This is a genomic window from Streptococcus sp. 449_SSPC, from assembly GCF_001073005.1.
GTDB lineage: Bacteria > Bacillota > Bacilli > Lactobacillales > Streptococcaceae > Streptococcus > Streptococcus salivarius_F.
In genome coordinates this window covers 13,235-38,492 of the sequence record NZ_JVGR01000004.1, presented here as the reverse complement: position 1 = coordinate 38,492, position 25,258 = coordinate 13,235, and the positions used below count along the sequence as shown (strand labels likewise).

Sequence of the window (25,258 nt, the reverse complement as noted above, 5' to 3'; positions counted from 1 at the left end):
GCTGTAGAAAAAGAATGCGAATTAATAAATATATTGCCCACGCTGGTGTGGCCAGCCGTCGTAAGGCTGAGGAACTGATTAAAGAAGGTCGTGTGACCCTAAATGGTAAGACCGTTACGGAATTGGCAACCATTGTCAAAAATGGTGACATTGTTGAGGTAAATGGTAGCCCAATTTATAATGAAGAGAAGGTCTATTATCTTCTTAATAAACCACGAGGGGTTATTTCTTCGGTATCTGATGAGAAAAATCGTAAGACGGTGATTGACCTCATGCCCCACGTTAAGGAACGTATCTATCCTGTTGGTCGTCTTGACTGGGATACGACTGGTCTTCTTATTTTGACTAATGATGGTGACTTTACCGATAAAATGATTCACCCACGTAATGAGATTGACAAGGTTTATTTGGCGCGTGTCAAGGGTATTGCGACCAAGGAGAACCTCCGTCCATTAACTCGTGGTGTGGTCATTGATGGCAAGAAAACCAAGCCAGCACGTTACAATATTATCAAAGTAGACCATGAAAAGAACCGTTCAGTTGTTGAATTGACAATTCATGAAGGGCGTAACCACCAGGTTAAGAAAATGTTTGAATCAGTGGGCTTGCTCGTTGATAAGTTGTCTCGTACCCGTTTTGGAACCCTTGATTTGACAGGGCTTCGTCCAGGTGAATCACGCCGTCTAAATAAGAAAGAAATCAGCCAGCTTCATAACGCTGCTGTCAATAAGGTCAAATAATGAAAAGATTTCTGATTGCCTTGGTCAGGGCTTATCAGAGATGGATTTCTCCCCTATTTCCACCGTCTTGTCGTTTTCGTCCAACTTGTTCGGTTTATATGATCCAAGCAATAGAAAAGCACGGTTTAAAGGGAGTTCTTATGGGAATTGCCCGTATCTTAAGATGTCACCCTTTATCAGAGACTGGCGATGATCCGGTGCCAGATTATTTTAGTCTAAAACGTAATAAAACTCCTTTGGATAAATGAATCCAAAGGAGTTTTTCTATGCTTAAGTTTTTGACCAAGTTTTTGGTAGGAAGAGGAGTAATAAAGGATAGATTTCCAAACGTCCTGCAATCATAGCAAATCCCATGATAAGCTTAGATAAAGGACTGAAAATAGCAAAGCTATCACTCGTTCCAAGTAATGGTCCAATGTTGTTAAAGGTTGAAGCAGCAGCACTTGTCACAATCAAGAGGTCTTGATTATCCAGTGACAAAACAGTGACTAAACTTAGTATAATGAGTACATATACAGCTAGGTATTTGAGAACACTGTGCTGCGTTTCTTTATCGAGAACACTTCCATTAATATGAAGTGACAGGATACGATTAGGATAGAGGCTAGCCAGGGTCTGATTTCGTGCAATCTTAGCAATAATCATAGCACGGATAACCTTGAAACCACCAGCTGTAGAACCTGCTGACCCTCCGATAAACATCAGGAGGAGTAGGATATACTGAGAAAAGAGTGGCCATTTGGTAATATCTGTCAGACCAAAACCGGTTGTTGTGATGATAGTTGACACTTCGAAAAATGAGTATTTGAAAGAGTCAGCCAAATTGTGGTAGATTCCAAAAATATTGAGGATAATTAAACCAGTTGAAATAGCCACAATCGCAAAGTAGGTACGTAGTTCTTCATCTTGGAAGAAAAACTTGATTTTGCGAAGGAGGATATAGAAATAAAGGTTGAAGTTAACCCCAAAGAGTAGGGTACCAACAGTAACCACATAGGTAATCAGATCGCTGTGGTAGTGGGCGATAGAGTCATTATAGACAGCAAATCCCCCAGTACCTGCGCCCCCCATAGCAGTGATGATACTATCAAAGATTGGCATACCGCAAAGCCAGAGAATAACAGCAAAAATAACGAACATGGTTAAATAGATGATGTAAAGAATTTGAGCTGTATTTTTGAGCTTGGCCACGACCTTACCAAAAACTGGACCAGGCACCTCTGCACGCATAACCTCATGGTGACCATTTTTACTGTTGTTCATGATGGCTAGGGCAAAGACCAATACCCCCATCCCTCCAATCAAGTGGGCGAAACTTCGCCAGAAGAGGAGGGAGTGGGTAAGTACTCCAGTATCTGTGAGAATAGTAGCCCCCGTGGTTGTGAAACCAGAGCTCATCTCGAAGAAGGCATCAATGACACTTGGAATCTGACCAGCAAAGACGAAGGGCAATCCTCCAAAGAAGGACCAGAGCACCCAACAGAGGGCTACAATAAGCATCCCTTCTTTGGTGTAAATATGGTAGTTCTTCGGTTTAAAGAGAGTACCAAGTACTCCGAGAAAGAGGAGAATCCCCATCGTACCCAAGATGCTGGCAAATACTTTGGCATCTTCTTGATAAATGAGGGCAACGATAAGTGGTACAACCAAGAGAGCAGCCTCAATAAGCAGAAGCTTGGCAATAAGAAAACGGACAATAGATCGATTCATGGCAGCTTACCTCTTCAACAAGTCGTAAATATGAGTTACATTTTGTAAGAGTGTAACGATCACGATTTTATCCCCAATAGCGAGTCTGTCTTCTCCCGTTGGGAAAATAGATTTTCCATTGCGAATAATAGCAGCGATAAGGACACCATTAGCAAATTCAAGCTCAGAAAGTTTCTTCCCAGCGATTTTGTTGTTTTCCTTAATTTGGAATTGCAAGGTTTCGATACGACCATTAGCCACATGGTGAAGGGCATCGAGGCTAGAATCTTTAGCATTATAACGCCCGCGTACAAAGTGCATTACAGTGTCAACAGCAATACTCTTAGGTGTGACAATTGTTGTTGTCTCACGTGTATCGATAATCTCTAAAAGACTGGTACGGTTGACTTTAGTAATATTCTTGTGAATACCAAGGCTTTCGAGGAACATAGAGGTGATGATATTTTCTTCATCTACTCCAGTTAGGGTAGCTACGGCATCATAACTGGCTGCACTTTCCTCGAGAAGAAGGTCTTTAGCAGTACCGTCACCTAAGATAACAGAAACTTCAGGGAAGACCTGACTAAAGGTTTGTGCACGGTCCATTTTTTGCTCAATCAATTTGACCTTAATACGATTGTTTTTCAAGATATTGAGCAAGTAGTAGGAGATACGTCCAGCACCAATCAACAAAAGTTTTTTGATGCTTTTTGGTTTGATGTAACTGTGGAAAAGCGCCATATCAACACGTTTACCAGTGACATAAATCTTATCCCCAATTTGCATGGTAGCATTCCCATCTGGAATGATGAGTTCACCCTGACGGTCAATCGTACAAACTAGAATATTGCCGAATTTCTTACGGAATTGTTCCATTGTCATACCAGACAATTGGCTATTTTCAGTGACTTTAAATGCCATAAGAATAACGCGTCCGTTAGCAAAGGTTTCTACTGATAGAGCATTTGGAAATTCAACCGTATTGGCAATATAGCGAGCGGTTAAAAGTTCAGGGTTAACTACTAATGAGAATCCAAGGAAGTTTTTATCCTTGAAATAAGCATTAGAGTATTCTGGGTTACGCACACGAACAATAGTTTCTTTGGCCCCCATTTGTTTAGCCAGAACGGCTGAAATCATGTTTACTTCATCTTTATCAGTCATAGCGATAAAAACATCGCAGTTGTTAACCTCGGCTTGTTCTAAGATTTTGAAATTGGCCCCATTACCAGCAAAGCCCATCACATCGTAACGTTTGCTGAGTCGTTTGAGGACCTCTTCTTTTTCTTCAATTAAAATAACATCGTGCTTCTCTTCAACAAGAGAACGACAGAGTGCGGTACCGACTTTACCGGCACCTACGACAATAATACGCATGAGTTACCTCCAAATAATCATTACTATGATACTCTATTTTAGCGGAAAAATCACCCTTTTCGGCTAGCTTTATCAACTGTTCTTATTTAAAGTGAATAATGAAGTTATAAAAGTTACTTTTTTTCTTAAAATAGTGTTGACTTTTACACTAGAAGTGCTAAAATATATTCAAAGATTCGTTATTTTAAATCTAACCTGTCATGATTTAAGCTAATGAACGTCTACAACCATGTCGTCTGCTGAGCTTGACTCCGGGCGACATGGTATTTTTTATGTCTAGGAGAATTGAGATGTCACGTAATCATATTGTCTTGTTTGAACCTCGCATTCCGCAAAATACTGGGAATATCGCTCGTACCTGTGCAGCGACTAACAGCCCTCTTCATATCATTCGTCCTATGGGATTTCCAATTGATGACAAGAAGATGAAGCGTGCAGGCCTTGACTACTGGGATAAACTTGACATCACCTACTATGACAATTTGGCTGATTTTATGTCTAAAAATCAAGATGGCCGTTTGCATTTAGTCACGAAGTTTGCAGATAAGACTTATTCAGACGAGAATTATGCTGATGGCGGAGACCACTATTTTATGTTTGGTCGTGAAGATACGGGTCTGCCTGAAGATTTTATGCGTGAGCATCCTGAAAAAGCTATTCGTATTCCGATGAATGATGAACATGTGCGTAGTCTAAATGTGTCCAATACTGTTTGTATGATTGTTTATGAAGCACTTCGTCAGCAACAGTTTGCGGGGTTAGAGTTGAGCCATCGTTACCAGAATGATAAATTAAAATAGAGACTATTAATAGTCGTTGACTATCATTTGATTAGAAATCTATAAATCGAAAGCCTTGTCATCAAGGCTTTTTTGTGTTAATCTTAAAGGGTCTTCAGGGCAGGGTGAAATTCCCGACCGGCGGTGATTCTATGGATAAGTCCGCGAGCGCAAGCTGATGAGGTGCGATTCCTCAACCGACAGTACAGTCTGGATGGAAGAAGACCAGTCTTTTTGCGTAGTCTTTTTTGACATAGGCAAATACATTGGGAACTTCTTTCAAATTGTTAAAATTTGGAGGAATTTTTTTATGACAAACACACGTAAATTGGCTTATATTGCCATTTTATCCGCAGTTTCATTCTTATTGCTTTATTTTTCATTTCCATTGATTCCAGCAGCAGATTTTTTGAAGGTTGATTTTTCAATCCTTCCAGTTCTTATCGCCTTGGTTATCTTTGATTTTAAGAGTGCTATTGGCGTTCTCTTACTTCGTTCATTGTTGAAGCTCTTGCTAAACAATGGTGGTCCAGGATCAATGATTGGACTTCCTATGAATTTCGTTGCTCTAGGAGTCTTTGTTTGGGGCCTAAGCTATTTTTGGAAAAAGAATCAAACGAGTAAGAATTATATTCTTGGATCTGTTTTGGGTACTGTCTTGCTTACAGTTGTTATGGTTATTCTTAACTATATTTATGCAGTACCACTCTATGCTAAATTTGCCAACTTTGATATTGCGCAATTTATAGGTCTCTATAAATACCTTTTCGCTATGGTAGTACCTTTCAATTTACTTGAAGGTTTGATTTTTGCGCTAGCCTTTGCTTTGATTTATGCTCCACTTAAGTCTATTCTAGTAAAATTATAAATATGAAACACAAACACACACATTATACTTATGCTTCTTTTGCCTTATTGTTATTTGTTGCTCTCGGTTATATGGTTAAGTTCTATCCTGAAGCCTTGACAGGATTTGATAGCAACATTCAAACTTGGGTTCGAGGAGGATTACCAGCAGGATTGACACGCTTTTTTAAAACGATTACCATGCTTGGGAATACGCCTGTACAGGCTATTATTGCAATCGTAGCAGTCATCTGGCTTTATCTACGTCAGTATAAATCAGAAGCTATCTTTGTGGGAGCCAGTGGGCTTCTCGCTAGTATCTTGATTGTAAGTTTGAAGTATATTTATCAGCGTCAGCGCCCATCAATTACGCATTTAGTGCATGCTAGTGGTTATTCTTTCCCTAGTGGTCATTCTTTGGGAACTTTTATGATTCTTGGAGCAATTGCCATTGTCCTTGCTCAGCGTTTGGAGAAAAAAGAATCTAAAATAGTAGTTTATGCTATTAATGGACTTCTGATTTTCCTTGTTGGACTTTCGCGTATTTATGTGGGTGTTCATTATCCAACAGATGTTTTAGCTGGCTTTACCTTAGCCTTTGGGTTGCTTAATGCGATTTATCCAACTTATGACCGCATTCGCTTTGAATGGCGATTCCAAAGTAAACAGAAATAAAAAAACATGTAGTTTTGAACTGCATGTTTTTTGATACAAAGGAAGGTCTTTCCTATATAAAATGTATAAAAATAGCTTATTTTCACTATTGTTCTGTTAAAAATGCATTAATTGTATATTAATTATATTATAATTATGATATAATGTTTTTAAAATTTCGAAATAAAGGAGTGTCTCTTGAACATAAAAGACAGCATTGGACTAAGAATCAAAACTGAGCGTGAACGCCAGCAGATGTCACGTGAAGTGCTATGTTTAGATGGTGTGGAATTGACTGTTCGTCAGTTAATTCGCATTGAAAAAGGGGAGTCGCTCCCGTCTTTGGATAAATTATCTTATATTGCAAAACGTCTAGGAAAAAATATGTCTGATCTATTGGATCATGACAATATTACCATTCCTGACGAATATTATGAGATGAAGAATCGTTTGATTAAGTTTCCAACGTACAGAAATCCAGAAAGAATAAAGTCTAAACTTGCCTTAATTGAGGAAGTCTATGAGAAATTCTTTGAACTTCTTCCAGAAGAAGAGTTGTTAACTCTAGATATTTTGGAAAATATTTTGAGTTTTACTAATTGGGAGGAGAGCCCAAAGGTTGAAGAAATATATGAAGACTTGTTTGAACAAGTCAAAAGGAAGAAGAAATTCTCAACTAACGATTTATTAGTTATTGACTATTATTTCTTCCATCTCTATGGAAGAAAACAGTTTGACAAAAAACTTTTTGAAAGGATTGTAAAGAGAGTATTAAATCAGGAAATTTGGACAGACGATGTCTATAATATTGTTTTATTTAATGATTTGATGGCTATCGCTGCTTTGAAGATTTTTCACAATTCCTTTTCAGACTTCTTAACAGTTGTGGATAAAGCATTAGCCGTTATAGAAAAATCACAATTCTATAGCTATAAACCTAGTGTTTTTGTTCTCAAAGCTAAATATGAACTTCTGCATAAGGGAAATAAGAAAAAGGCTGCAGAGAATTACGATAAGGCCATAATGTTTGCTTCCGTTTTAGAAGACTCGGTTTTAGAAGAAAGTATAAAAGCAGGGAAAGCGGCAGATGGTTTATAGAAATGGTGGTGACATAAATGTCACTACTTTTTTAATGGTTAAATGTTTACTATAGAAACATAAATAACAGTTAAAAGGAGTTTTATTTTGAAAAAGCTAAATTTATTTACACTATTCTCACTACTTATCACTATCTTGCCTTATTTCACAGGTTGTCTTTAATAAGGAGTCACCATGTCAAAATATCCATATATTTCACAGGTTGATCAGCGTGATTGTGGTGTCGCTGCCTTGGCCATGATTCTTAAACACTATGGTTCATCTTATAGTTTAGCTTATTTGCGGGAATTGGCTCAGACTTCTCGTGAAGGCACTTCTGCGCTTGGTTTGGTGGAAGCGGCCAAGCAGTTGGGTCTTGAAACTCAGGCTATTCGTGCGGATTTAGACTTGTTTAAACAAGAAAGCCTATCTTATCCTTTTATTGCACATGTGGTTAAAGAAGGTGGACTGCAACATTATTATACAGTGTTTGGTCAAATCAAAGGGAAGCTTGTTATTGGTGATCCAGATCCTAGCAAGAAGGTCATTAAAATACCCTTAGAGGAGTTTGCCAAAGAGTGGACGGGAGTTGCTCTCTTTTTTGTTCCGGGAGAAACCTACACTAAATACAAAGAAGATGTGCCTGGGCTTCTTTCATTTTTACCAATTTTGTTTCGTCGTAAGGGTTTGATTGCAGTTATTGTCTTGTTAAGTTTTCTAGTGACCCTTGTTAATATTATTGGTTCTTATTATTTGCAATCTATTATTGACCGCTTGATTCCCCAGGAGGCTTACACTCTTCTGACCATGATTTCGCTAGGCCTATGTATCTCTTATCTAGCTCAACAATTATTTACTTTTTTCAAAGATTATCTTCTACATCGATTGGGGAATTACTTGTCCATTGCTGTCATTCTTCCTTATATTAAGCATGTCCTTTCCTTACCTATTAGTTTCTTTAGTTCACGTCGTACTGGTGAAATCACGTCACGTTTTGGAGATGCCAACACTATTATCGATGCTCTAGCTTCAACGATTTTATCAATTTTCCTAGATGTGACCATTGTGATGACTCTAGCTGTGGCCCTTATTTTACAAAATCAGTCACTTTTTGTGATGACACTCACGGTAGTTCCTCTTTATGTGTTAATCATTTTGGCCTTCTATAAGCTTTTTGAAAAGGAAAATTATCAATTGATGGAGGCAAATAGTCAGGTCAATACCGCTGTTATTGATGATTTGCGAGGCATTGAAACCTTAAAATCCTTGAGAGTTGAAGAGAGACGGTATCAGGAAATTGAGGTGAAATTCCATGACTATTTGAAGAAGTCTTTGTCTAAGGCTAAGTGGCAATTAACGCAGGATGGTTTAAAGACAGGGGTTCAGTTAGTTTCCAATGTCTTTATCCTCTGGTATGGGGCACAATTGGCCATGGAAGGACAGCTATCTGCAGGTCAGTTGATTACCTATAATATGTTGCTGAATTATTTTACAACTCCTTTAATTAATATTATCAATCTCCAATCCAAAATTCAGCAAGCCAAAGTAGCCAATAATCGTCTTCAAGAAGTTTATGTTGTGGATAAGGAAGAAAAAGGAAAACTTAAAGAGTTATCCTTTAAACAACTTGCTCTTAAGGGTATCAGTCACCGTTTTAGTTATCAGCAAGAGACGCTTAGTAAGATTGATTTAACGATTCATAAGGGTGAGAAAATCGCCCTCATGGGTAAAAGTGGATCTGGGAAAACGACCTTAGCGAAAATGTTGTCGGGTTATTACACAAAATCTAGTGGTCATGTAACCCTAGATAAAGATGCTATTGGCCATGCGGAGCTGCGTCAAATGGTGACTTACGTTCCCCAGCAGACCTATGTGTTTACTGGAACCATTTTAGAAAATCTGCTGTTAGGATTTGAAGGAGAAGTTGACGAGAAAGAGCTTCTTAAGGTTTGCCAACAAGCTGATATCTTAGAGGATATTCAAAAAATGCCACTAGGTTTTCAGACCCAAGTATCTGAGGATGGTGGTCTATCTGGTGGTCAAAAACAACGCTTGGCGATAGCGAGGGCCCTCTTGTCGAAGCAGCCTATCTTGATTTTTGACGAAGCTACCAGTGGTCTCGATAGTGATACTGAAAGCAGGGTCATGGCTAATCTTACTAAGATTAAACGAACAATGATTTTTATTGCTCACCGCAATAGTGTCCGTCAACATGTCAGTCGTGTGGTGACCATGGTGAGTGGCCAGATTGAGTCGGACAGTCCTAATTTCAATCCATTCCAGTTTATTTAAAATAATCTTCATATTATATATGTAGAATTATATATGTAGAAAACTTAAGTAGTCTAAATATTCACATCTTGCACCTATCTCCTTAATATAGTATACTGGTAGCATACTATTAAGAGGTGTAAACATGTTAGAGGCATATAAAAATTTTTGGTTAGGCTATATTGATTTTTATGGTCGTACAAAACGATCAGACTATTGGTGGGTTGTCTTGATTAATGGAGTTATTGGTACTTTAATTTTCCTACTGATGGACTTCCTTGGAGAAACAAAGGCTGCTGGCTTTACATTAACAGCTTTCATTTTATTTATAGCAGCAACGGCGCTTCCTACCATTTCTATGCAGATTCGTCGTCTACGTGATGCCAATTTCAATGTTGCATGGATTGTATTAAAAGCGACACCACTACTGGTAGTGCTTTGGGTGATGTATGCCTTTCCTACAAGAGATTCAAAATAACTCCAATATAAAAAGAGTGAAGCTAGTTAATCTAGTTCCACTCTTTTTTTCTTATAAAATAAAGTTACCTAAGAGGTTAACGAGGGTAAAGCTGATAGTTGCATAAAATATAGCGAGACGAGTTGCCTGAATAGGTTTATAGAGTCGAATAAGTGTTAGGACACACCAAATAAAGAGTACTGTGACAAACCAACCTGACAATAAGCGACGTGGCGTCACACCATAGAGTGCCATATAAACGCCAAAGAGTTTCCAGCCAGCGATAAGGGCAAAGAGGCTAGCAAAAGTAAAGAGTAGGGTGCTTAAGAAACGAAGCCCTTTGTGGGTGAAGAAATTTTCTTTAGAAAAAATGTAAAGTCCAGCTAGGATTCCTAAGTTGAGGGTAGAAACTCGAACCAATTGCCAGAAGCCTTGAACCGCAATATGTGAGGCTTGATGAGCTGGAATGCTGGCTTGGTTGAGAGAAAGGAGTTCTCCCATTTGACTAGTGGCAGTTAATATGAATAGGGCATAAGTGAAGCAGAGGCTTCCGAGTACGATATAAGCTGCTACTTTTGGGAACTGACGGGTCGCTTTAAGATGGCCTTCAAATCGTTTTTGACTGAGTGGCTTTTCCTTAACTAAATAGACTGCTGCAAGTTGAGCAAAAAGCCCTAGAGTCAGAGGGATACTGGCTATTAAACGAGAGAAAAATAATCCGCCGTCCTTGAAGTTGAGGGTGAAATCAAGTAGAGAAGTTAGTGTCTGGAAGAACTGTCGCCAAAGTTGGCCGAAAGCAGGTAAGACCTGACTAAGCTGACTAGCAACGAATATAGTCAGTACCAAGGCAATAATGATACTAATAAGAATCATCCATTTGTGGTTCTGAACTGCGTGTTTTTCTTCTTGGGAGAGCTCTTGTTTAGGTGCAGTTTTATAGAGTAGTGTCCAGGCTCCAATGAAGAAATATTTCAGTGGGAAGATGCAACTGGTATAAATGAGATCTGTCCAAACCATAATTCCCAAACGGTCCTGACTACTTTGTCCGGTACGTGCCATTAAGTAAAGGAGGATACTTGCATGAAGGCAAAGAATCTGAGCGCTGCCCCAGTTGTCGTGCAGACCCCAGAGACTAATTTGCAAGCCTTGGAGGAGACTAGTGACCATAAATATTCCCGATTCAAGTCGCATTCCCTTTGCTTTTCCACCTAATAGGCGACAGCCTAGCTCAATCGTACTGATCAAGACAAGGGTTGCTGGAAGGGCAAAGGAAAAATGGGTCAAGTAAGTGACATACAGGAAGCAGGACACAAGACAGGCGACAATCAGTCCCTTAATTTTCCAAATGTCTTTTGTTGAAAAATGTTCCAAGAATTTCTTGGTTTTGGTTTGAAGACTAGTCTTTTCATCGGAATATTCCTGGGAGACTAGCTGTAAATCAGTAGTGTAGTTATTTGTTTCCATCATAATTCTCCTTTTGGATGTTAGTCCAAAAAAGACTTTATCATAAAAAACGTTTGACTTTGTTACCCAACTGTAAAATTACTAAAAATAAGTTCATAGACTTAGGTCTGGAGAATGAGTTGGAAAAATAGGCGAGAAAAAATATTATGCTCACATTGAATGATAGATTGTACAGGCTATATTGTCAGAAACAGTCAAATACTAAAGAAAGCTTTTTATAGATTAACGGTTTGTGTCCATTCTTAGATATTGGAAATGACTTTTTCTTTGTCAAACAATTGATATTTTTAGGTGATAGTATTTTCTTATCACCTTGATTATGTTTAAGTATTAGTTAAGCTTAGTGAATTCTGTTACAATAAAAACAATCAATCTCAAAGGAGAGTATTATGAAACTTAAAAAAATTCTTGGAATTACAGGTGTAGCCATTGCTTCAGTAGCTTTGCTTGCTGCATGTTCATCTAAATCATCAAAAGAAGCCTCTAAATCTTCAGGTGCTAAAGAAACAATTAACTTTGCCACTGTTGGGACAACAGCACCATTCTCATATGAAGAAAACGGTGAATTGACTGGTTACGATGTGGAAGTGGCTAAAGCTGTCTTCAAAGACTCTGACAAATATGAAGTGAAATTCCAAAAAACAGAATGGTCTTCAGTCTTCACAGGTCTTGACTCAGCTAAATACCAAATGGCTGGTAATAATATCTCTTACTCAGAAGAACGTGACCAAAAATACCTCTTCTCATATCCAATTGGTACCACACCAGCTGTTTTGACTGTTCCAAAAGATAGTAATATTAAGAAATATGATGATATTGCTGGACACTCAACGCAGGTTGTTCAAGGAACATCGACAGCGACACAATTAACTGAATTTAACGATAAACATTCAGACAAGCCAGTTGAACTTAACTACACAAATGAAAATATTACACAAATGTTGACAAGTTTAAATGAAGGCAAGTACGACTTCAAGATCTTTGATGCACCAACTGTTAATGCAATCATCAAAAATAATAAATTGAGCAACTTGAAGACTATTGAGCTTAAATCTGATCAACAACCATACATCTACTTCTTGTTCGCAGATAACCAAAAAGACCTTCAAAAATTTGTAAACAAACGTTTGGAAGAACTCCAAAAAGATGGTACTTTGGCTAAGTTGGCTGAAAAATTCCTTGGAAATAAAGATTATATTCCAACTAAAGACGCTTTGAAAGTTCCAAGCAAAAAATAAGAAAGGAGCTGGGAACGATTCTCAGCTTTTTTATATAATTAAAATCTAGGACACGTTATAGTTAAAAACTATAGAGATGTACAATTATAAACAATTTGCTACAATTCTCATCCTATGGGATAATAATTTTACACTTAAAACAATTAAAGGGAGTTCGTTATGAAACTTAAAAAAATTCTCGGAATTACAGGATTGGCAGTTGCTTCAACAGTAGCTTTGGCTGCTTGTGGTGCTGGTGGTAATAAATCAGCTAAAGATGATAAAACTTTGACAGTTGGTATCATGACTTTGGATGATACAACTGAGCCATTGTGGGATAAAGTTAAAGAATTGGCTAAAGACAAGGGTGTTACTATCGAGTTGAAAGAGTTCACAGACTACAACCAACCAAATGAAGCCCTTAAAAACGGTGAAATCGATGTTAATGCTTTCCAACACATTTATTTCTTGAACAACTGGAACAAAGAAAATAAAGGTGATGTTGTTGCGGCAGCTGACACACTTCTTAGCCCAATCCACCTTTTCTCAGGTACTGAAAACGGAAAAGCTAAGTATAAAGATGTTAAAGAGCTTCCAGAAGGAGCTACAATCTCAGTACCTAACGATGGTACAAACGAAAGCCGTGCTTTGACACTTCTTCAAACAGCTGGTTTGATTAAGTTGGATGTTAAAGATGGTGAATTGGCAACTATCAAGAACATTTCTGAGAATCCAAAGAAATTGGACATCAAAGAAATCTCAGCTGAACAAGCTGCCCAAACGCTTTCATCAGTAGATGCAGCGGTTGTTAATAACTCATACGCACAACAACAAAACGTTAACTATGATACAACTCTCTTCCAAGAAGAACCAAGTCAAGATTTGAAAGATTGGGTCAACATCATTGCAGCTAATAAAGATTGGGAAAAATCAAATAAAGCTGATGCTATCAAGACTTTGATTAAAGCCTACCAAAACGATGAAGTAGCACAAATCATCTATGATGCATCTAACAAGGTTGACCTTCCAGCATGGAAAGGTGCCCCAACACAAGATCAATTGAAAGCTAATTCAAAGAAATAAGCTAAGGACAGAGGGCGTGTGAGAGCACGCCATTTTGTCGTGTATGAAGGAGACGATTTGATGGCATTTTCAAGTGAAGAAGAGCAGTTACGAAAATTTCGTAACGATGAAATTGCTCAGCACTATTTTGAAGTTTTGCGGACTTTGATTTCTAAAAAATCTATTTTTGCTCAAAATATTGGTCTCTATGATGTGGCTGCTTACCTTGGTGAGATTTTCTCTGGTGTTGGCGCAGAGGTGACAATTGATGAGACCTATACGGCACCTTTTGTCTTGGCGAAATTCAAGAGTCCAAATCCAGATGCGAAAACAATTATTTTCTATCAACACTATGATACGGTTCCTGCGGATAATGATCAGCCATGGACAGATGAACCTTTCCGTCTGACTGTTCGTAAGGGCTACATGTATGGTCGTGGTGTTGATGATGATAAGGGGCATATTACAGCTCGTCTGACAGCCCTTCGGAAATATATTCGAGAAGTTGGCGACCTTCCTGTAAATATTACGTTTATGATGGAAGGGGCTGAAGAATCTGCATCAACTGACCTTGAAAAATATTTGGAAAAATACCGAGATGACCTTCTTCCAGCAGACCTATTGGTTTGGGAGCAAGGAAATCGAAATAGCAAAGGTCAATTGGAAATCACAGGGGGCAACAAGGGAATTATTACCTTTGACTTGTCTGTCGAGAGTGCTGATGTTGATATTCATTCTAAATTTGGTGCCGTGATTGAATCGGCCTCATGGTACTTGCTCAATGCTATCTCAAGCATGAGAGATGATCAGGGACGTATCCTTATCGACGGCATCTATGAAAAGATTGTCCAACCAAACGAACGAGAGATGGATCTTATTGAAACTTATGCCATTGAAAATGCAGATAGTCTTCGTAAGATTTACGGCTTAAAACTACCCATTTTAGAAAGTGACCGCCGAGCTTTCTTAAAAACTTACTATTTTGAGCCTGCCCTTTCCATTGAAGGTATTTCAACAGGTTATCAGGGGCAAGGGGTTAAGACTATCTTACCAGCTCAAGCTAGAGCTAAGATGGAGATGCGTTTGGTCCCAGGCTTGACGCCTGAGTACGTTTTGGAGTGTATCAAGGCTCACCTCAAAAAAGAAGGATTTGACCGTATCAAGGTGACCTTCACTCTTGGTGAAGAAAGTTATCGTAGTGATATGTCTGATCCAGCTATTGTCAATGTTATTGAGTTAGCAAAAGGCTTTTATGAAGAAGGCGTTGCTGTGCTTCCAACGGCAGCAGGTACAGGGCCTATGCATATGATTCATCAAGCTTTGGGTGTACCAATGGCAGCCTTTGGTATAGGGAATGCTAACAGTCGTGACCATGGTGGGGATGAAAATGTTAGCTTAGCAGATTACTACACCCACATTGAACTAATTAAGGAGTTAATTGCAAGTTATGAGTAATGTCATTATTGATTTGAAAAATATTGATATCACCTTTACGCAGAAACGCCGCACTATTCAAGCGGTTAAGGATGTGTCTATCCAGATTGAAAAAGGTGATATTTACGGAATTGTTGGTTATTCAGGGGCTGGTAAATCTACCCTTGTGCGCGCAATCAATCTTTTGCAGGTGCCTACAGCTGGTAAAATCACTATCGGTAAAGATGTGACTTTTGCAGATGGTAAGGTCCAATTGTCGACAAAAGAATTGCGTCAGAAACGTCAAACGATTGGGATGATTTTCCAACACTTTAACCTTATGGCTCAAAAGACGGCCTATGAAAATGTAGCCTTTGCTCTTCGTCATTCTAAACTAAGCAATGAAGAGAAAGACAAAAAAATTCGTGGTCTTTTGGAATTGGTTGATTTGGCTGATCGTGCGGAAAACTATCCTGCACAATTGTCAGGTGGTCAAAAACAACGTGTAGCGATTGCGCGTGCCTTGGCTAATGATCCTGAAATCTTGATTTCAGATGAGTCTACATCAGCTCTTGACCCTAAAACAACTAAGCAAATTCTTTCACTATTGCAGGATTTGAATAAAAAGCTTGGTTTGACGGTGGTTATGATCACTCACGAAATGCAAATTGTTAAAGATATTTGTAATCGTGTTGCCGTTATGCAAAATGGTCAACTTTTGGAAGAGGGCAGTGTCCTTGAGATCTTCTCAAATCCTCAAGAAGATTTGACACAAGAATTTATTGAAACTGCAGCAGGGATTGAAGATGCCTTGGCTAAGATTAATGCACAACCTTTGGTGAAAAACTTACCAAGCTCAGCCCTTCTCGTTCAACTTAAATATGCTGGTTCTTCAACAGATGAGCCACTCTTGACCGAACTTTTCAAAGAGTACGGAGTTTCAAGTAACATCCTTTATGGTAACGTTGAGATTCTAGGTGATACTCCTGTTGGTGAATTGGTCGTTGTCTTGGATGGTGAAGCGAATCAGGTTCTTGCTGCTCAAAAAGCGATTGAAAATGCAGGTGTCAGCTTGCAAGTACTTAAGAAAGGAGCCCAATAATGGCAGATTGGATTCAACAAAACTTTCCAGATATTTATCGTATCGGTATGCAGGGGGTTAACTCTTGGCCAGACGCCATCTATGCGACTCTCTATATGACGGTTATTTCTTTCATCATTGGGGGACTTCTAGGTCTTGTTATGGGGCTCTTCTTGGTATTGACAGGTCCTCGTGGCGTTATTGAAAATAAATTTGTTTTCCAAATCTTGGATAAAATCACTTCAATCTTTCGTGCCATTCCTTTCATTATCCTCTTGGCGATTTTGAAAGGCTTCACTTACTTTATCGTGGGGACTAACCTTGGTATGACAGCAGCCTTGGTTCCATTGTCAGCTGCAACCTTCCCATTTTTTGCACGTCAAGTACAGGTAGTACTTGCAGATCTTGACCGTGGCGTTATTGAAGCAGCACAAGCTAGTGGTGCGACACTTTGGGATACGATTAAGGTTTACCTTGGTGAAGGGCTACCTGAGTTGGTTCGTGTATCAACCGTAACTCTGATTTCCCTAGTCGGTGAGACTGCAATGGCCGGTGCTATAGGTGCAGGTGGTCTAGGTTACATCGCCATCTACTATGGATATAACCGTTCAAGTACATCAGTTACCATTTTGGCAACTTTCTTGATTTTGATTTTGATTTTCCTTATCCAATTCTTGGGTGATTTCTTGACTCGTAAATTGAGTCATAAATAGGATTTGAGAGCCTGTTTGCTACAGGCTTTTCTCATGCCTTGACGATTTCAGATATTTATCATAGTATGGAAGCTATCGAATGCTTTATGGTTGGCTAACCATAAAAAGGAGTTAATGAGTTATGAAACGTTTTATTTCAACTTGGAATAGGACCAGTCTAATTAAGCGCATTGCCATTGGTGTGGTAGTGGGTGCTGTGCTTGGTTTGCTTGTTCCTAAGTTTACGGTTATTGGTCTCTTAGGAGACATGTTTGTTGGTGGCTTGAAGGCAATTGCCCCACTTTTGGTCTTTGCCTTGGTTGCCAATGCCCTTTCCCAAACGCGAGAAGGTCAACAAAGCAACATGAAGACAGTTATTGTTCTTTATCTCTTTGGGACCTTTGCGGCAGCTTTGACGGCTGTTATCTCTCACTATATTTTTCCAATTTCTTTGAAGTTGGGAGCAGCTGCAGCGACTAAAGCGACAGCACCTCAAGGTGTGGGAGAAGTCTTTAAAGATTTATTGCTTAAGATGGTGGATAACCCTGTCAATGCCTTGGCTCAAGCTAACTATATTGGTGTTTTGGTATGGGCAGTTGTCTTTGGTTTTGCCATGCGAGCAGCTAGCAATCACACGAAGGATTTGCTTAATACCTTGGCAGAAGTGACTTCACAAATCGTTCGTTGGATTATCAACTTGGCCCCATTTGGTATCCTTGGTCTTGTCTTTAATACTATTTCTGAGAATGGTGTTGGTGTTTTGGCAGACTATGGTATCTTAATCCTTGTTTTAGTGGGAACAATGGCCTTTGTTGCCTTGGTTGTTAATCCAATCATTGCTTTTGTGATGATGGGCAAAAATCCTTTCCCACTAGTTTTCCGTTGTTTGAAAGACTCTGGGATTACAGCCTTCTTTACTCGCTCGTCAGCAGCCAATATTCCAGTTAACCTTCAACTTTGTAAGGATCTTGGTTTGAATCCTGATACCTATTCGGTTTCTATCCCATTGGGGTCAACTATTAATATGGCTGGAGCAGCCGTGACAATCAATGTCTTAACGCTTGCTGCAGTAACGACTTTGGGAATTCAGGTCGACTTTGCGACAGCACTCATTCTTAGTGTGGTTTCAGCTATTTCTGCTTGTGGTGCCTCAGGTATTGCTGGAGGATCCCTCCTATTAGTGCCAGTAGCATGTAGCCTCTTTGGTATCTCAAATGATTTGGCCATGCAAGTTGTCGGTGTCGGCTTTATCGTAGGTGTCATCCAAGACTCTTGTGAAACAGCCCTTAACTCTTCAACAGACGTTCTCTTTACAGCAGTAGCAGAAAAGAGCCGTTGGAAGAAAGCATCGCTAATTGTATAAGGTCGGCCTATTTGGCTGGCTTTTTGATTTAGAGAAAACATAGTCAAAGACTATAGCTAGCTCAAGAATCTATCATCTTTAAAAAGCCCTTAAAATATGGTAAAATAAACCGTTCAAAGAGAAAAGGTAAAACATTTATGACTAATAATTTATTGGTGCTTCAATCAGACTTTGGTTTGGTTGACGGTGCTGTTTCGGCTATGATTGGTGTGGCCCTTCAGGAAGAACCTAGTTTGGGAGTTCATCACCTGACACATGATATTACTCCCTACAACACTTTTGAGGCTTCCTATCGTCTGTTTCAGACCGTTGAATACTGGCCTGAGGGGACAACCTTTGTTTCGGTAGTTGATCCGGGTGTAGGTTCCTCACGTAAAAGTGTGGTTGCCTTAACAAAGACGGGGCAATATATCGTCACACCAGATAACGGGACACTTTCTTATATCAAGAAGGTTGTTGGTATCGAGGCTGTTCGTGAGATTTCCGAGGTTGAGAATCGTCGTAGTAATACGGAGCTATCTTATACCTTCCATGGTCGTGATGTTTATGCCTATACAGGTGCCAAATTAGCTTCTGGTCATATCGGTTTTGGAGAAGTAGGTCCTGAGTTACCTGTGGACAAAATTCTAGAGCTTCCAGTGGTTGAAACCATCATAGAGGATAATTTGGTTCGTGGTGCAATTGACATTTTGGACGTCCGTTTCGGCTCTCTTTGGACCTCTATCACACGTGATGACTTTTATGCCTTGGAACCAAACTTTGGTGATCGATTCGAAGTGACCATCTTTAATAATGATATGTTGGTTTACCAAAATCAAGTTACCTATGGGAAATCTTTTGCGGATGTTCGTATCGGTCAGCCAATTATTTATATCAATTCCCTCTATCGTGTTGGCTTAGCCATAAACCAGGGGTCTTTTGCCAAGGCCTATAATGTTGGTGTGGGGTCTAACTGGCACATTGAAATCAAACGTTTAGGAGATTAAAGTAAGATTATGAAAAATAATTCAATTCGTACAGTAGTTGCGACAGGTATTGGTGCAGCACTCTTTATTATCATTGGTATGTTTGTTAATATTCCTATTTTTGGGAATACCAGCATCCAACTTCAGTATGCTGTTCAAGCCCTATTCTCAGTGATTTTTGGGCCTATTACAGGTTTCTTTATGGGCTTTATTGGGCATGCGCTTAAAGATGGTATTCAATACGGAAATATCTCATGGGCTTGGGTGTTTGCAAGTGCCATTACAGGTCTTGTAATTGGTCTATTCAACAAAAAATATGATGTGACAACTGGCAAGTTTTCTTTGATGAGTATGATTTGGTTTAACCTAGCACAAGCATTGGCCCTCCTTATTGCCTATGGTATCGTTACCCCTATTGGTGATAGACTCCAATTCGCACAAGCCTGGTCATATCTTTATGCACAAAGTTTTGTAGCTGGCGTAGCTAACTTTATTACAATTGCAATCGGAGGAACCCTCCTTCTTGCAATCTATGCTGGCTCACGTACACAATCTGGTAGTCTTACCAAAGACTAGCATGAATCATAGGAGAGTGGGACTGTCAGTTTGCTTTGATACCTCCTCTCTTTTTTAGTAGAAACATGGATAAATACATTAGTTTTAATCAGTTTACATTTCAATATGATGCGCAAGCAGAAGCGACGCTTAAAGATATCAGCTTTGATATTGTCAAAGGCGAGAAAGTGCTCATTTTAGGCCCTTCTGGTAGCGGAAAGTCGACCCTGGCTCAGTGTCTCAATGGTATCATACCTAATATCCATAAAGGCCAGGCACAAGGCCAGGTAAGGATAGCTGGACAGAATATTTTCAAGCAATCTATCTATGATAAGTCACAGTTAGTATCTACGGTATTGCAAGATCCAGATGGTCAGTTTATTGGCTTAACAGTAGCCGAGGATTTGGCTTTTGCCTTGGAAAATGATTGTGCTAATCAAAGTGAGATGAAGGATAAGGTAGCTCTCTGGGCTGAACGTCTAGACTTGACTTCTCTTTTGAATCACCGCCCTCAAGACTTATCAGGTGGCCAAAAACAACGAGTTAGTTTGGCTGGAGTCTTGATTGATGAGAGTCCTATTCTTTTATTTGATGAGCCTCTGGCAAATTTAGATCCTAAATCAGGACAGGAAACCATTGATCTCATTGATAAGATCCACAAGGAGGTGGGAGCTACGACGATTATTATTGAACATCGCCTAGAAGATGTTCTTTATCGTCCCGTTGACCGCATTTTACTGGTCAATGAAGGAGAGCTCATCTTTAATGGTAGACCAGATGAGCTTTTATCGAGTACGCTCTTGCTAGAAAATGGGATTCGCGAACCTCTATATGTGACGGTTTTACGTCAGTTGGGATTTGACACAAGGAGTGCACAAAATCTTAGTCAATTGGATGCTTTAGACTTATCTGACCTTGCTCTGCCAGACAGAATTTTGAAGGATAAAAGAGACAGTTTGAGTGACTCTATTTTGAAGGTTGAGGGGCTTAGTGTTTCCTATGGAGATAATCCAGCAATCATAGAGGATCTGTCCTTTAGCTTGAAAAAGGGTGAGCGACTAGCGATTGTCGGTAAAAATGGGGCTGGGAAGTCGACGCTTGCCAAGGCTCTATGCGGTTTTGTCCCTAGTCAAGGGAAATTAACTTACAAGGGTCAGGATATTAGTCAGGATAGCATTGCCGAGCGTTCAGAACGTATAGGCTTTGTTTTGCAAAACCCAAATCAGATGATTAGCCAAACTATGATTTTTGATGAGGTGGCTCTTGGTTTGCGTTTGCGAGGGATTGAAGAGGCTGAGGTTGAAGAGCGTGTTCATGAGGTCTTGAAGACTTGTGGTCTCTATAGTTTTCGTAACTGGCCCATTTCTGCGCTTTCCTTTGGTCAGAAAAAGCGCGTGACCATTGCATCTATCTTGGTTTTGAAACCTGAAATCATTATCTTGGACGAGCCAACGGCTGGTCAAGATTACAAGACTTACACAGATATCATGAATTTCTTGGACAGTCTTCAGAAGCAAGGTCATACGATTGTGATGATTACCCATGACATGCAGCTCATGTTGGAATATAGCGATCGTTGTCTCGTTGTAGTTGAAGGTAAAATCATTGCAGACGACAAGCCTGTTACAATTCTTAATCAGAAGGATTTACTTGAGTCAGCTAATCTCAAACAGACCTCTCTTTATACTTTGGGTCAGAAATTGTCAAGTGATCCAGTAGAAGTAACCCAGTATTATATCGAAAAAGGAGGCCCTAATGTCTAATCGTTTAATTGGTTATCAGTCAGGTCAAGGTTTCCTCTATGATTTGTCTGGGGCAAGTAAGATGCTTTTCTTTATCTTGGTTTCAGTTGCCTGTATGGCAACCTATGACCCCCGCTTTATCCTAGCAGTAGGCTTACTTTCCATTTATCTCTTTTATTTGGCTAAGATTCGTTGGCGAGATATTTCTTTTGTTGTTAAGATTATTGGATCCATTGCCCTCTTTAATTTACTTATGGTCTACCTTTTCGCACCTGGTTATGGTGAAGAAATTTACGGGGCAAAGACAGTTCTTATTGAAGGCTGGGGACGTTTCTATCTGACCAGTCAGGAGCTTTTTTACCTTGCAAATCTATTGCTTAAATATTTTTCAACGGTTCCTCTTGCCATCCTATTTCTCATGACTACCCATCCAAGTCAGTTTGCGGCTAGTCTTAATCAGATTGGGATTCCTTATAAATTTGCCTATTCCGTTAGTTTAACCTTGCGTTATATTCCAGATGTCCAAGAAGAATTCTTTACGATTCGTAAGGCTCAGGAGGCTCGTGGTTTGGATTTGTCGCAAAAGGCGGGATTGGTCAAACGCATTCGCGGGAATCTCCAAATTGTTCTTCCACTAATTTTTTCATCTCTCGAACGAATTGATACCATATCGACAGCTATGGAGCTACGTCGATTTGGTCGCTATAAAAAACGTACCTGGTATGTGCATAAATCTTTGATGAAACAAGATTACCTTGTCATCGTGTCAGCTATTCTTTTATTGGGGATTAGTATAGGCTTAATCTTCCTCAATCATGGTCGTTTTTACAATCCATGGGGATGATATTCTTGGCTTTTAGTAAAAGTATGCTATTAAGCACAACTAAAAACGTTCCAGTCTTGTCTAGATGAACGAGATTGGAACGTTTTTTGTTATTTTAAATATCCTAAATAATCAAATTTTTCTAGTGTTCGATTGTCAGCGACAACTAGTATGATCCCTTCATCAGGTAGTTTCTTACTTGGGTCAAAGTGGGTGTTTAACTTGCCACTTTTCTCATCTCTAAAACCAATAACATTGACGTTATAATTTTGTCTTAGATTTAAAGTATGCAAGGACTTTCCAGCCCATTCACTAGGAATTTTAAGTTCAATTAAAGCTACGTCATCCTCTAAATGAAAAACATTTGATATGTTATAGCGGAGGATATTTGAAGCCAATTCTTTAGCTGTGCTACGTTCAGGGGTGATGACCCAGTTAGCACCCATTCCGTAAAGGACTTCCTCATAATTGTTATTCGTAGCTTTGGCAATAATATTCTTTATACCAAGTTTTTTGCACTGCAAGAGCGCTAGCGCAGACGATTCTAGGTGTTCTCCAGTTGCAATAATGACTGAGTCGCAAGTATCGATACCAGCAGAACGTAGAAATTCAATGTCAGTAATGTCGCCAACAGCAGCCTTAGTCACCTGATCAGCAAGGGAATCAATTGTTGTAGCATTATTATCTAAGGCAATAACATCTTGTCCAAAAGAAGAGAGTTCGGTTGCAATAGTTTGTCCAAAGATTCCCAGACCGAGGACCCCAATAATTTGTGTTTTCATATACAATCCTTTCAGAATATTGTCATTTAATAAAATAGTTTAGCCGACTGAAATGTCAGTTGGGGCATAAGAGATATGTTTTTCTTTTTTGGTCATCAAGCTCAAGAGAACAGTGATAGGTCCGACACGGCCAATGAACATCAGAGCCATGATAACGAGGCGTCCTAGGGTATTTAGATTAGGGGTCAAATCCATTGAAACACCAACTGTAGCAATGGCTGACACACTCTCAAAAAGTAGGCCTAGTGGTGAGAGAGTAGGATTAGTTTCCAGCAAAATAACATAGCCGACAAAGAGCATCGTTAGGAAAAAGAGTATAACTGTGAATGCTTGCAAAATGGTTTTGTTAGATATAATACGGTTTCGAAAAACCACGCTCGAGTTACCAGATAGCTCTGACTTAAAAAGTAGGAACATGATAGAGGCAGTTGTCACCTTGATACCACCCGCAGTTCCTCCAGGACCACCCCCAATAATCATTTGAATCATAAAAAGAAGATTTGTGGAGAAATCTGCATTGGTATAGGAAATAGTTGCAAAGCCAGCGGTACGCATGGTTACAGTCTGAAAGAAACTTACCAGAAGTTGTTGCCAGACATTGAGAGTACCGATTGTCTTAGAGTTATCCATTTCCAGTAACCAAGCAAGTAGTGTTCCTCCTAATAGGAGACAACCTGTGCTTATAAGCACAAGACGGCTTTGATTACTGAAAGGTCTCCAAGCTAATTTCCAATTCCTTGGACGATCTTTAATATAACGTCTTATTAGTTGAATCAAATCAATCCAAACTGCAAATCCCAAGCTTCCAGACATGATGAGAAAAGCTACAGCAAGGTTAATGGTTGGATTGGTTGCATAATCTTGTAAACTGTTAGAACCTAAGTTATCAAATCCAGCATTACAAAAGGCAGAGACAGCTAGAAAGAGACTATTAAAGATGCCATGACCAAGTCCAAAACGAGGAATGAAGTCAGTCATAATCACGAGTGCTGCTAAAGCTTCAATAGAAAAAGTTATTTTATAGACCTTAAAAAGATAGGCCTTCAAATCTTTTTGGTTATCCCTACTAAGTGCGGATTGAAGGAGATCTTGATCGCTCAGTCCTAATTTATTTTTAAGGGTATAGGTGCTAAAGGCTATAAGAGAGACGAGCCCAAGTCCTCCCGTCTGCATGAGAAGCATAGAGAAAATTTGACCGAGACCATTGTAAGCCTTACTGACCGGGACAACAGAAAGTCCAGTTACACAGACCATTGACACAGTATTGAAGAGATGATCCAGGTAGCTTGTTTCTGGACTATTAGCATAGTGGCTTATGGGAAGGCTAAGTAAAATACTCCCCACTATAATGACAAAGACAAAGCTGAGCACCAGCTTTTGCGTGACAGAAAGACGATTGATCAATGAAAACCTCCGAGTTATCATAAGAGTAAATAATAATCCAAGGAGTAAGACACCTCCTTGGATAAACGTTATAGCGGCTTCTTGTTAGGAATTCCAGCACGACGTGGGTACTTATTAGGGGTTTCTTTTTTCTTATCGACAATAGTGACATTACGTCCATCCCCATTTGGCAGTCTGTAGTTCTCGTTGAGAATAGGCTTGGCAAAAAGCGAGTTCAAGGCATTTTTAGCATCGGCTAACTCTTCATCAGCTGCTGCAGCTTTAAGTGCAATAAGTTGTCCACCAACCTTCAAGAAAGGAATAGTCAATTCTGAGAGAACCTGCATGCGTGCAACGGCACGGGCAGTAACAATATCAAACTGAGCACGGAAGGCCTTGTCTTGTCCAAAATCCTCTGCACGTCCATGATAGAAGTGAACACCGCTGAGCTCAAGTTCATCAGCCAAGAGATTGAGGAAATTGATGCGTTTATTAAGAGAGTCGATGATAGTCACATCAAGCTCAGGGCAAAGGATTTTCATAGGGAGACTTGGAAATCCAGCTCCAGCTCCGATATCCAGAAGTCGAATACTTTGATTTTTAATATGTCCTTGGAGAACAGGAGCTAGGGAATCGTAGAAATGTTTGAGGTAGACCTCGTCTCTTTCTGTGATTGCAGTAAGATTGATCTTTTCGTTCCATTCTACCAAGAGCTCAAAGTAGCGTTGGAATTGGTCTTTTTGTTTTTGGCTGAGATCGAACCCCAGTTCTTTCAGAGCCTTGTAAAAATCTTCAGGTGTCATTTTATATTCCTTTTTATCTAGTT

24 protein-coding genes and 1 riboswitch are annotated in these 25,258 nt (G+C 39.5%); of the genes, 18 read left to right on the top strand and 6 right to left on the bottom strand.

The genetic code is table 11. The features are described 5' to 3' along the window. Positions 1 to 14: 14 nt before the first annotated feature. On the top strand, positions 15 to 740 hold the full coding sequence (locus tag ADH51_RS00920; RefSeq protein WP_002883686.1) for a pseudouridine synthase: 726 nt from the start codon (positions 15 to 17) through the stop codon (positions 738 to 740). Continuing rightward, positions 740 to 988 (top strand): membrane protein insertion efficiency factor YidD, encoded by a 249-nt coding sequence (gene yidD, locus ADH51_RS09715; protein ID WP_013990033.1) that lies wholly within the window; start codon positions 740 to 742, stop codon positions 986 to 988. Before ADH51_RS00920 ends, yidD begins: the two co-directional genes overlap by 1 nt. 22 nt (positions 989 to 1,010) lie before the next feature. Here yidD and ADH51_RS00915 read toward each other — a convergent pair whose 3' ends face one another. Beyond that, positions 1,011 to 2,450, bottom strand: coding sequence for a TrkH family potassium uptake protein (locus ADH51_RS00915; RefSeq protein WP_022496358.1), 1,440 nt, complete (start codon positions 2,448 to 2,450; stop codon positions 1,011 to 1,013). A gap of 6 nt (positions 2,451 to 2,456) precedes the next feature. Further along, positions 2,457 to 3,806: a Trk system potassium transporter TrkA gene (gene trkA, locus ADH51_RS00910; RefSeq protein WP_002883814.1), complete on the bottom strand. Its 1,350-nt coding sequence runs from the start codon at positions 3,804 to 3,806 to the stop codon at positions 2,457 to 2,459. 290 nt (positions 3,807 to 4,096) lie between these two features. Between trkA and ADH51_RS00905 the strand changes: the two genes are divergently transcribed. From ADH51_RS00905 to ADH51_RS00880, 6 genes are all read left to right on the top strand, one after another. After that, positions 4,097 to 4,606 (top strand): tRNA (cytidine(34)-2'-O)-methyltransferase, encoded by a 510-nt coding sequence (locus ADH51_RS00905; protein ID WP_002883735.1) that lies wholly within the window; start codon positions 4,097 to 4,099, stop codon positions 4,604 to 4,606. Positions 4,607 to 4,692: 86 nt separating this feature from the next. Further along, a riboswitch (FMN riboswitch) is annotated at positions 4,693 to 4,815 on the top strand. 80 nt (positions 4,816 to 4,895) lie between these two features. Continuing rightward, positions 4,896 to 5,453 carry an ECF transporter S component gene (locus ADH51_RS00900; protein WP_048673885.1) on the top strand — a complete coding sequence of 186 codons (558 nt, stop codon included), beginning with the start codon at positions 4,896 to 4,898 and terminating at the stop codon, positions 5,451 to 5,453. A gap of 2 nt (positions 5,454 to 5,455) precedes the next feature. Continuing rightward, the gene (locus ADH51_RS00895; protein ID WP_048673883.1) at positions 5,456 to 6,106 is read left to right on the top strand and encodes a phosphatase PAP2 family protein; all 651 of its coding nucleotides are present in this window, start codon (positions 5,456 to 5,458) and stop codon (positions 6,104 to 6,106) included. A gap of 177 nt (positions 6,107 to 6,283) precedes the next feature. Next, complete coding sequence (locus tag ADH51_RS00890; RefSeq protein ID WP_037610642.1) at positions 6,284 to 7,183, top strand: helix-turn-helix transcriptional regulator; 900 nt, start codon at positions 6,284 to 6,286, stop codon at positions 7,181 to 7,183. Positions 7,184 to 7,357: 174 nt separating this feature from the next. Continuing rightward, complete coding sequence (locus tag ADH51_RS00885; protein ID WP_048673880.1) at positions 7,358 to 9,454, top strand: peptide cleavage/export ABC transporter; 2,097 nt, start codon at positions 7,358 to 7,360, stop codon at positions 9,452 to 9,454. Between the two features lie 124 nt (positions 9,455 to 9,578). Next, positions 9,579 to 9,911 (top strand): DUF805 domain-containing protein, encoded by a 333-nt coding sequence (locus tag ADH51_RS00880; protein ID WP_014633880.1) that lies wholly within the window; start codon positions 9,579 to 9,581, stop codon positions 9,909 to 9,911. Between the two features lie 51 nt (positions 9,912 to 9,962). Here ADH51_RS00880 and ADH51_RS00875 read toward each other — a convergent pair whose 3' ends face one another. Continuing rightward, on the bottom strand, positions 9,963 to 11,357 hold the full coding sequence (locus ADH51_RS00875; RefSeq protein ID WP_239682162.1) for a DUF4153 domain-containing protein: 1,395 nt from the start codon (positions 11,355 to 11,357) through the stop codon (positions 9,963 to 9,965). A 386-nt stretch (positions 11,358 to 11,743) separates the two neighbouring features. On the opposite strand from ADH51_RS00875, the gene ADH51_RS00870 reads away from it, so the two are divergent. From ADH51_RS00870 to ADH51_RS00825, 10 genes are all read left to right on the top strand, one after another. Further along, entirely contained in the window at positions 11,744 to 12,592 is an 849-nt protein-coding gene (locus tag ADH51_RS00870; protein WP_014633606.1) for an amino acid ABC transporter substrate-binding protein, read from the top strand. A gap of 159 nt (positions 12,593 to 12,751) precedes the next feature. Further along, positions 12,752 to 13,654 carry a MetQ/NlpA family ABC transporter substrate-binding protein gene (locus ADH51_RS00865; RefSeq protein ID WP_014633605.1) on the top strand — a complete coding sequence of 301 codons (903 nt, stop codon included), beginning with the start codon at positions 12,752 to 12,754 and terminating at the stop codon, positions 13,652 to 13,654. Between the two features lie 60 nt (positions 13,655 to 13,714). Continuing rightward, entirely contained in the window at positions 13,715 to 15,088 is a 1,374-nt protein-coding gene (locus ADH51_RS00860) for a M20/M25/M40 family metallo-hydrolase (RefSeq protein WP_002883790.1), read from the top strand. Continuing rightward, on the top strand, positions 15,081 to 16,148 hold the full coding sequence (locus tag ADH51_RS00855) for a methionine ABC transporter ATP-binding protein (protein ID WP_048673876.1): 1,068 nt from the start codon (positions 15,081 to 15,083) through the stop codon (positions 16,146 to 16,148). Before ADH51_RS00860 ends, ADH51_RS00855 begins: the two co-directional genes overlap by 8 nt. Next, complete coding sequence (locus ADH51_RS00850; RefSeq protein ID WP_002883771.1) at positions 16,148 to 16,840, top strand: methionine ABC transporter permease; 693 nt, start codon at positions 16,148 to 16,150, stop codon at positions 16,838 to 16,840. Before ADH51_RS00855 ends, ADH51_RS00850 begins: the two co-directional genes overlap by 1 nt. A 121-nt stretch (positions 16,841 to 16,961) precedes the next feature. After that, the gene (gene sstT / locus ADH51_RS00845) at positions 16,962 to 18,182 is read left to right on the top strand and encodes a serine/threonine transporter SstT (RefSeq protein WP_048673874.1); all 1,221 of its coding nucleotides are present in this window, start codon (positions 16,962 to 16,964) and stop codon (positions 18,180 to 18,182) included. Positions 18,183 to 18,319: 137 nt separating this feature from the next. Further along, positions 18,320 to 19,168, top strand: coding sequence for an SAM hydrolase/SAM-dependent halogenase family protein (locus ADH51_RS00840; RefSeq protein WP_048673872.1), 849 nt, complete (start codon positions 18,320 to 18,322; stop codon positions 19,166 to 19,168). A gap of 9 nt (positions 19,169 to 19,177) precedes the next feature. After that, positions 19,178 to 19,723: an ECF-type riboflavin transporter substrate-binding protein gene (locus ADH51_RS00835; protein ID WP_002889953.1), complete on the top strand. Its 546-nt coding sequence runs from the start codon at positions 19,178 to 19,180 to the stop codon at positions 19,721 to 19,723. A gap of 65 nt (positions 19,724 to 19,788) precedes the next feature. After that, positions 19,789 to 21,465 (top strand): ABC transporter ATP-binding protein, encoded by a 1,677-nt coding sequence (locus tag ADH51_RS00830; protein WP_048673870.1) that lies wholly within the window; start codon positions 19,789 to 19,791, stop codon positions 21,463 to 21,465. Next, positions 21,458 to 22,288: an energy-coupling factor transporter transmembrane component T family protein gene (locus tag ADH51_RS00825; protein ID WP_002886584.1), complete on the top strand. Its 831-nt coding sequence runs from the start codon at positions 21,458 to 21,460 to the stop codon at positions 22,286 to 22,288. The genes ADH51_RS00830 and ADH51_RS00825 overlap by 8 nt, the downstream gene beginning before the upstream one ends. A gap of 89 nt (positions 22,289 to 22,377) precedes the next feature. Here ADH51_RS00825 and ADH51_RS00820 read toward each other — a convergent pair whose 3' ends face one another. From ADH51_RS00820 to rsmG, 3 genes are all read right to left on the bottom strand, one after another. Further along, a complete protein-coding gene (locus ADH51_RS00820; protein ID WP_014633599.1) occupies positions 22,378 to 23,049 on the bottom strand; it encodes a potassium channel family protein in 672 nt (223 codons plus the stop codon). Between the two features lie 39 nt (positions 23,050 to 23,088). Then, the gene (locus tag ADH51_RS00815) at positions 23,089 to 24,453 is read right to left on the bottom strand and encodes a TrkH family potassium uptake protein (RefSeq protein WP_082160342.1); all 1,365 of its coding nucleotides are present in this window, start codon (positions 24,451 to 24,453) and stop codon (positions 23,089 to 23,091) included. 68 nt (positions 24,454 to 24,521) lie between these two features. Further along, entirely contained in the window at positions 24,522 to 25,235 is a 714-nt protein-coding gene (rsmG, locus tag ADH51_RS00810; RefSeq protein WP_048673867.1) for a 16S rRNA (guanine(527)-N(7))-methyltransferase RsmG, read from the bottom strand. Between the last annotated feature and the right edge of the window lie 23 nt (positions 25,236 to 25,258).

Excerpts from the sequence above, each read along its gene's own strand:
- ADH51_RS00920 (WP_002883686.1), top strand. The coding sequence starts at position 15 with ATGCGAATTAATAAATATATTGCCCACGCTGGTGTGGCCAGCCGTCGT.
- yidD (WP_013990033.1), top strand. The coding sequence starts at position 740 with ATGAAAAGATTTCTGATTGCCTTGGTCAGGGCTTATCAGAGATGGATT.
- ADH51_RS00915 (WP_022496358.1), bottom strand. The coding sequence starts at position 2,450 with ATGAATCGATCTATTGTCCGTTTTCTTATTGCCAAGCTTCTGCTTATT.
- trkA (WP_002883814.1), bottom strand. The coding sequence starts at position 3,806 with ATGCGTATTATTGTCGTAGGTGCCGGTAAAGTCGGTACCGCACTCTGT.
- ADH51_RS00905 (WP_002883735.1), top strand. The coding sequence starts at position 4,097 with ATGTCACGTAATCATATTGTCTTGTTTGAACCTCGCATTCCGCAAAAT.
- ADH51_RS00900 (WP_048673885.1), top strand. The coding sequence starts at position 4,896 with ATGACAAACACACGTAAATTGGCTTATATTGCCATTTTATCCGCAGTT.
- ADH51_RS00895 (WP_048673883.1), top strand. The coding sequence starts at position 5,456 with ATGAAACACAAACACACACATTATACTTATGCTTCTTTTGCCTTATTG.
- ADH51_RS00885 (WP_048673880.1), top strand. The coding sequence starts at position 7,358 with ATGTCAAAATATCCATATATTTCACAGGTTGATCAGCGTGATTGTGGT.
- ADH51_RS00880 (WP_014633880.1), top strand. The coding sequence starts at position 9,579 with ATGTTAGAGGCATATAAAAATTTTTGGTTAGGCTATATTGATTTTTAT.
- ADH51_RS00875 (WP_239682162.1), bottom strand. The coding sequence starts at position 11,357 with ATGATGGAAACAAATAACTACACTACTGATTTACAGCTAGTCTCCCAG.
- ADH51_RS00870 (WP_014633606.1), top strand. The coding sequence starts at position 11,744 with ATGAAACTTAAAAAAATTCTTGGAATTACAGGTGTAGCCATTGCTTCA.
- ADH51_RS00865 (WP_014633605.1), top strand. The coding sequence starts at position 12,752 with ATGAAACTTAAAAAAATTCTCGGAATTACAGGATTGGCAGTTGCTTCA.
- ADH51_RS00860 (WP_002883790.1), top strand. The coding sequence starts at position 13,715 with ATGGCATTTTCAAGTGAAGAAGAGCAGTTACGAAAATTTCGTAACGAT.
- ADH51_RS00855 (WP_048673876.1), top strand. The coding sequence starts at position 15,081 with ATGAGTAATGTCATTATTGATTTGAAAAATATTGATATCACCTTTACG.
- ADH51_RS00850 (WP_002883771.1), top strand. The coding sequence starts at position 16,148 with ATGGCAGATTGGATTCAACAAAACTTTCCAGATATTTATCGTATCGGT.
- sstT (WP_048673874.1), top strand. The coding sequence starts at position 16,962 with ATGAAACGTTTTATTTCAACTTGGAATAGGACCAGTCTAATTAAGCGC.
- ADH51_RS00840 (WP_048673872.1), top strand. The coding sequence starts at position 18,320 with ATGACTAATAATTTATTGGTGCTTCAATCAGACTTTGGTTTGGTTGAC.
- ADH51_RS00835 (WP_002889953.1), top strand. The coding sequence starts at position 19,178 with ATGAAAAATAATTCAATTCGTACAGTAGTTGCGACAGGTATTGGTGCA.
- ADH51_RS00830 (WP_048673870.1), top strand. The coding sequence starts at position 19,789 with ATGGATAAATACATTAGTTTTAATCAGTTTACATTTCAATATGATGCG.
- ADH51_RS00825 (WP_002886584.1), top strand. The coding sequence starts at position 21,458 with ATGTCTAATCGTTTAATTGGTTATCAGTCAGGTCAAGGTTTCCTCTAT.
- ADH51_RS00820 (WP_014633599.1), bottom strand. The coding sequence starts at position 23,049 with ATGAAAACACAAATTATTGGGGTCCTCGGTCTGGGAATCTTTGGACAA.
- rsmG (WP_048673867.1), bottom strand. The coding sequence starts at position 25,235 with ATGACACCTGAAGATTTTTACAAGGCTCTGAAAGAACTGGGGTTCGAT.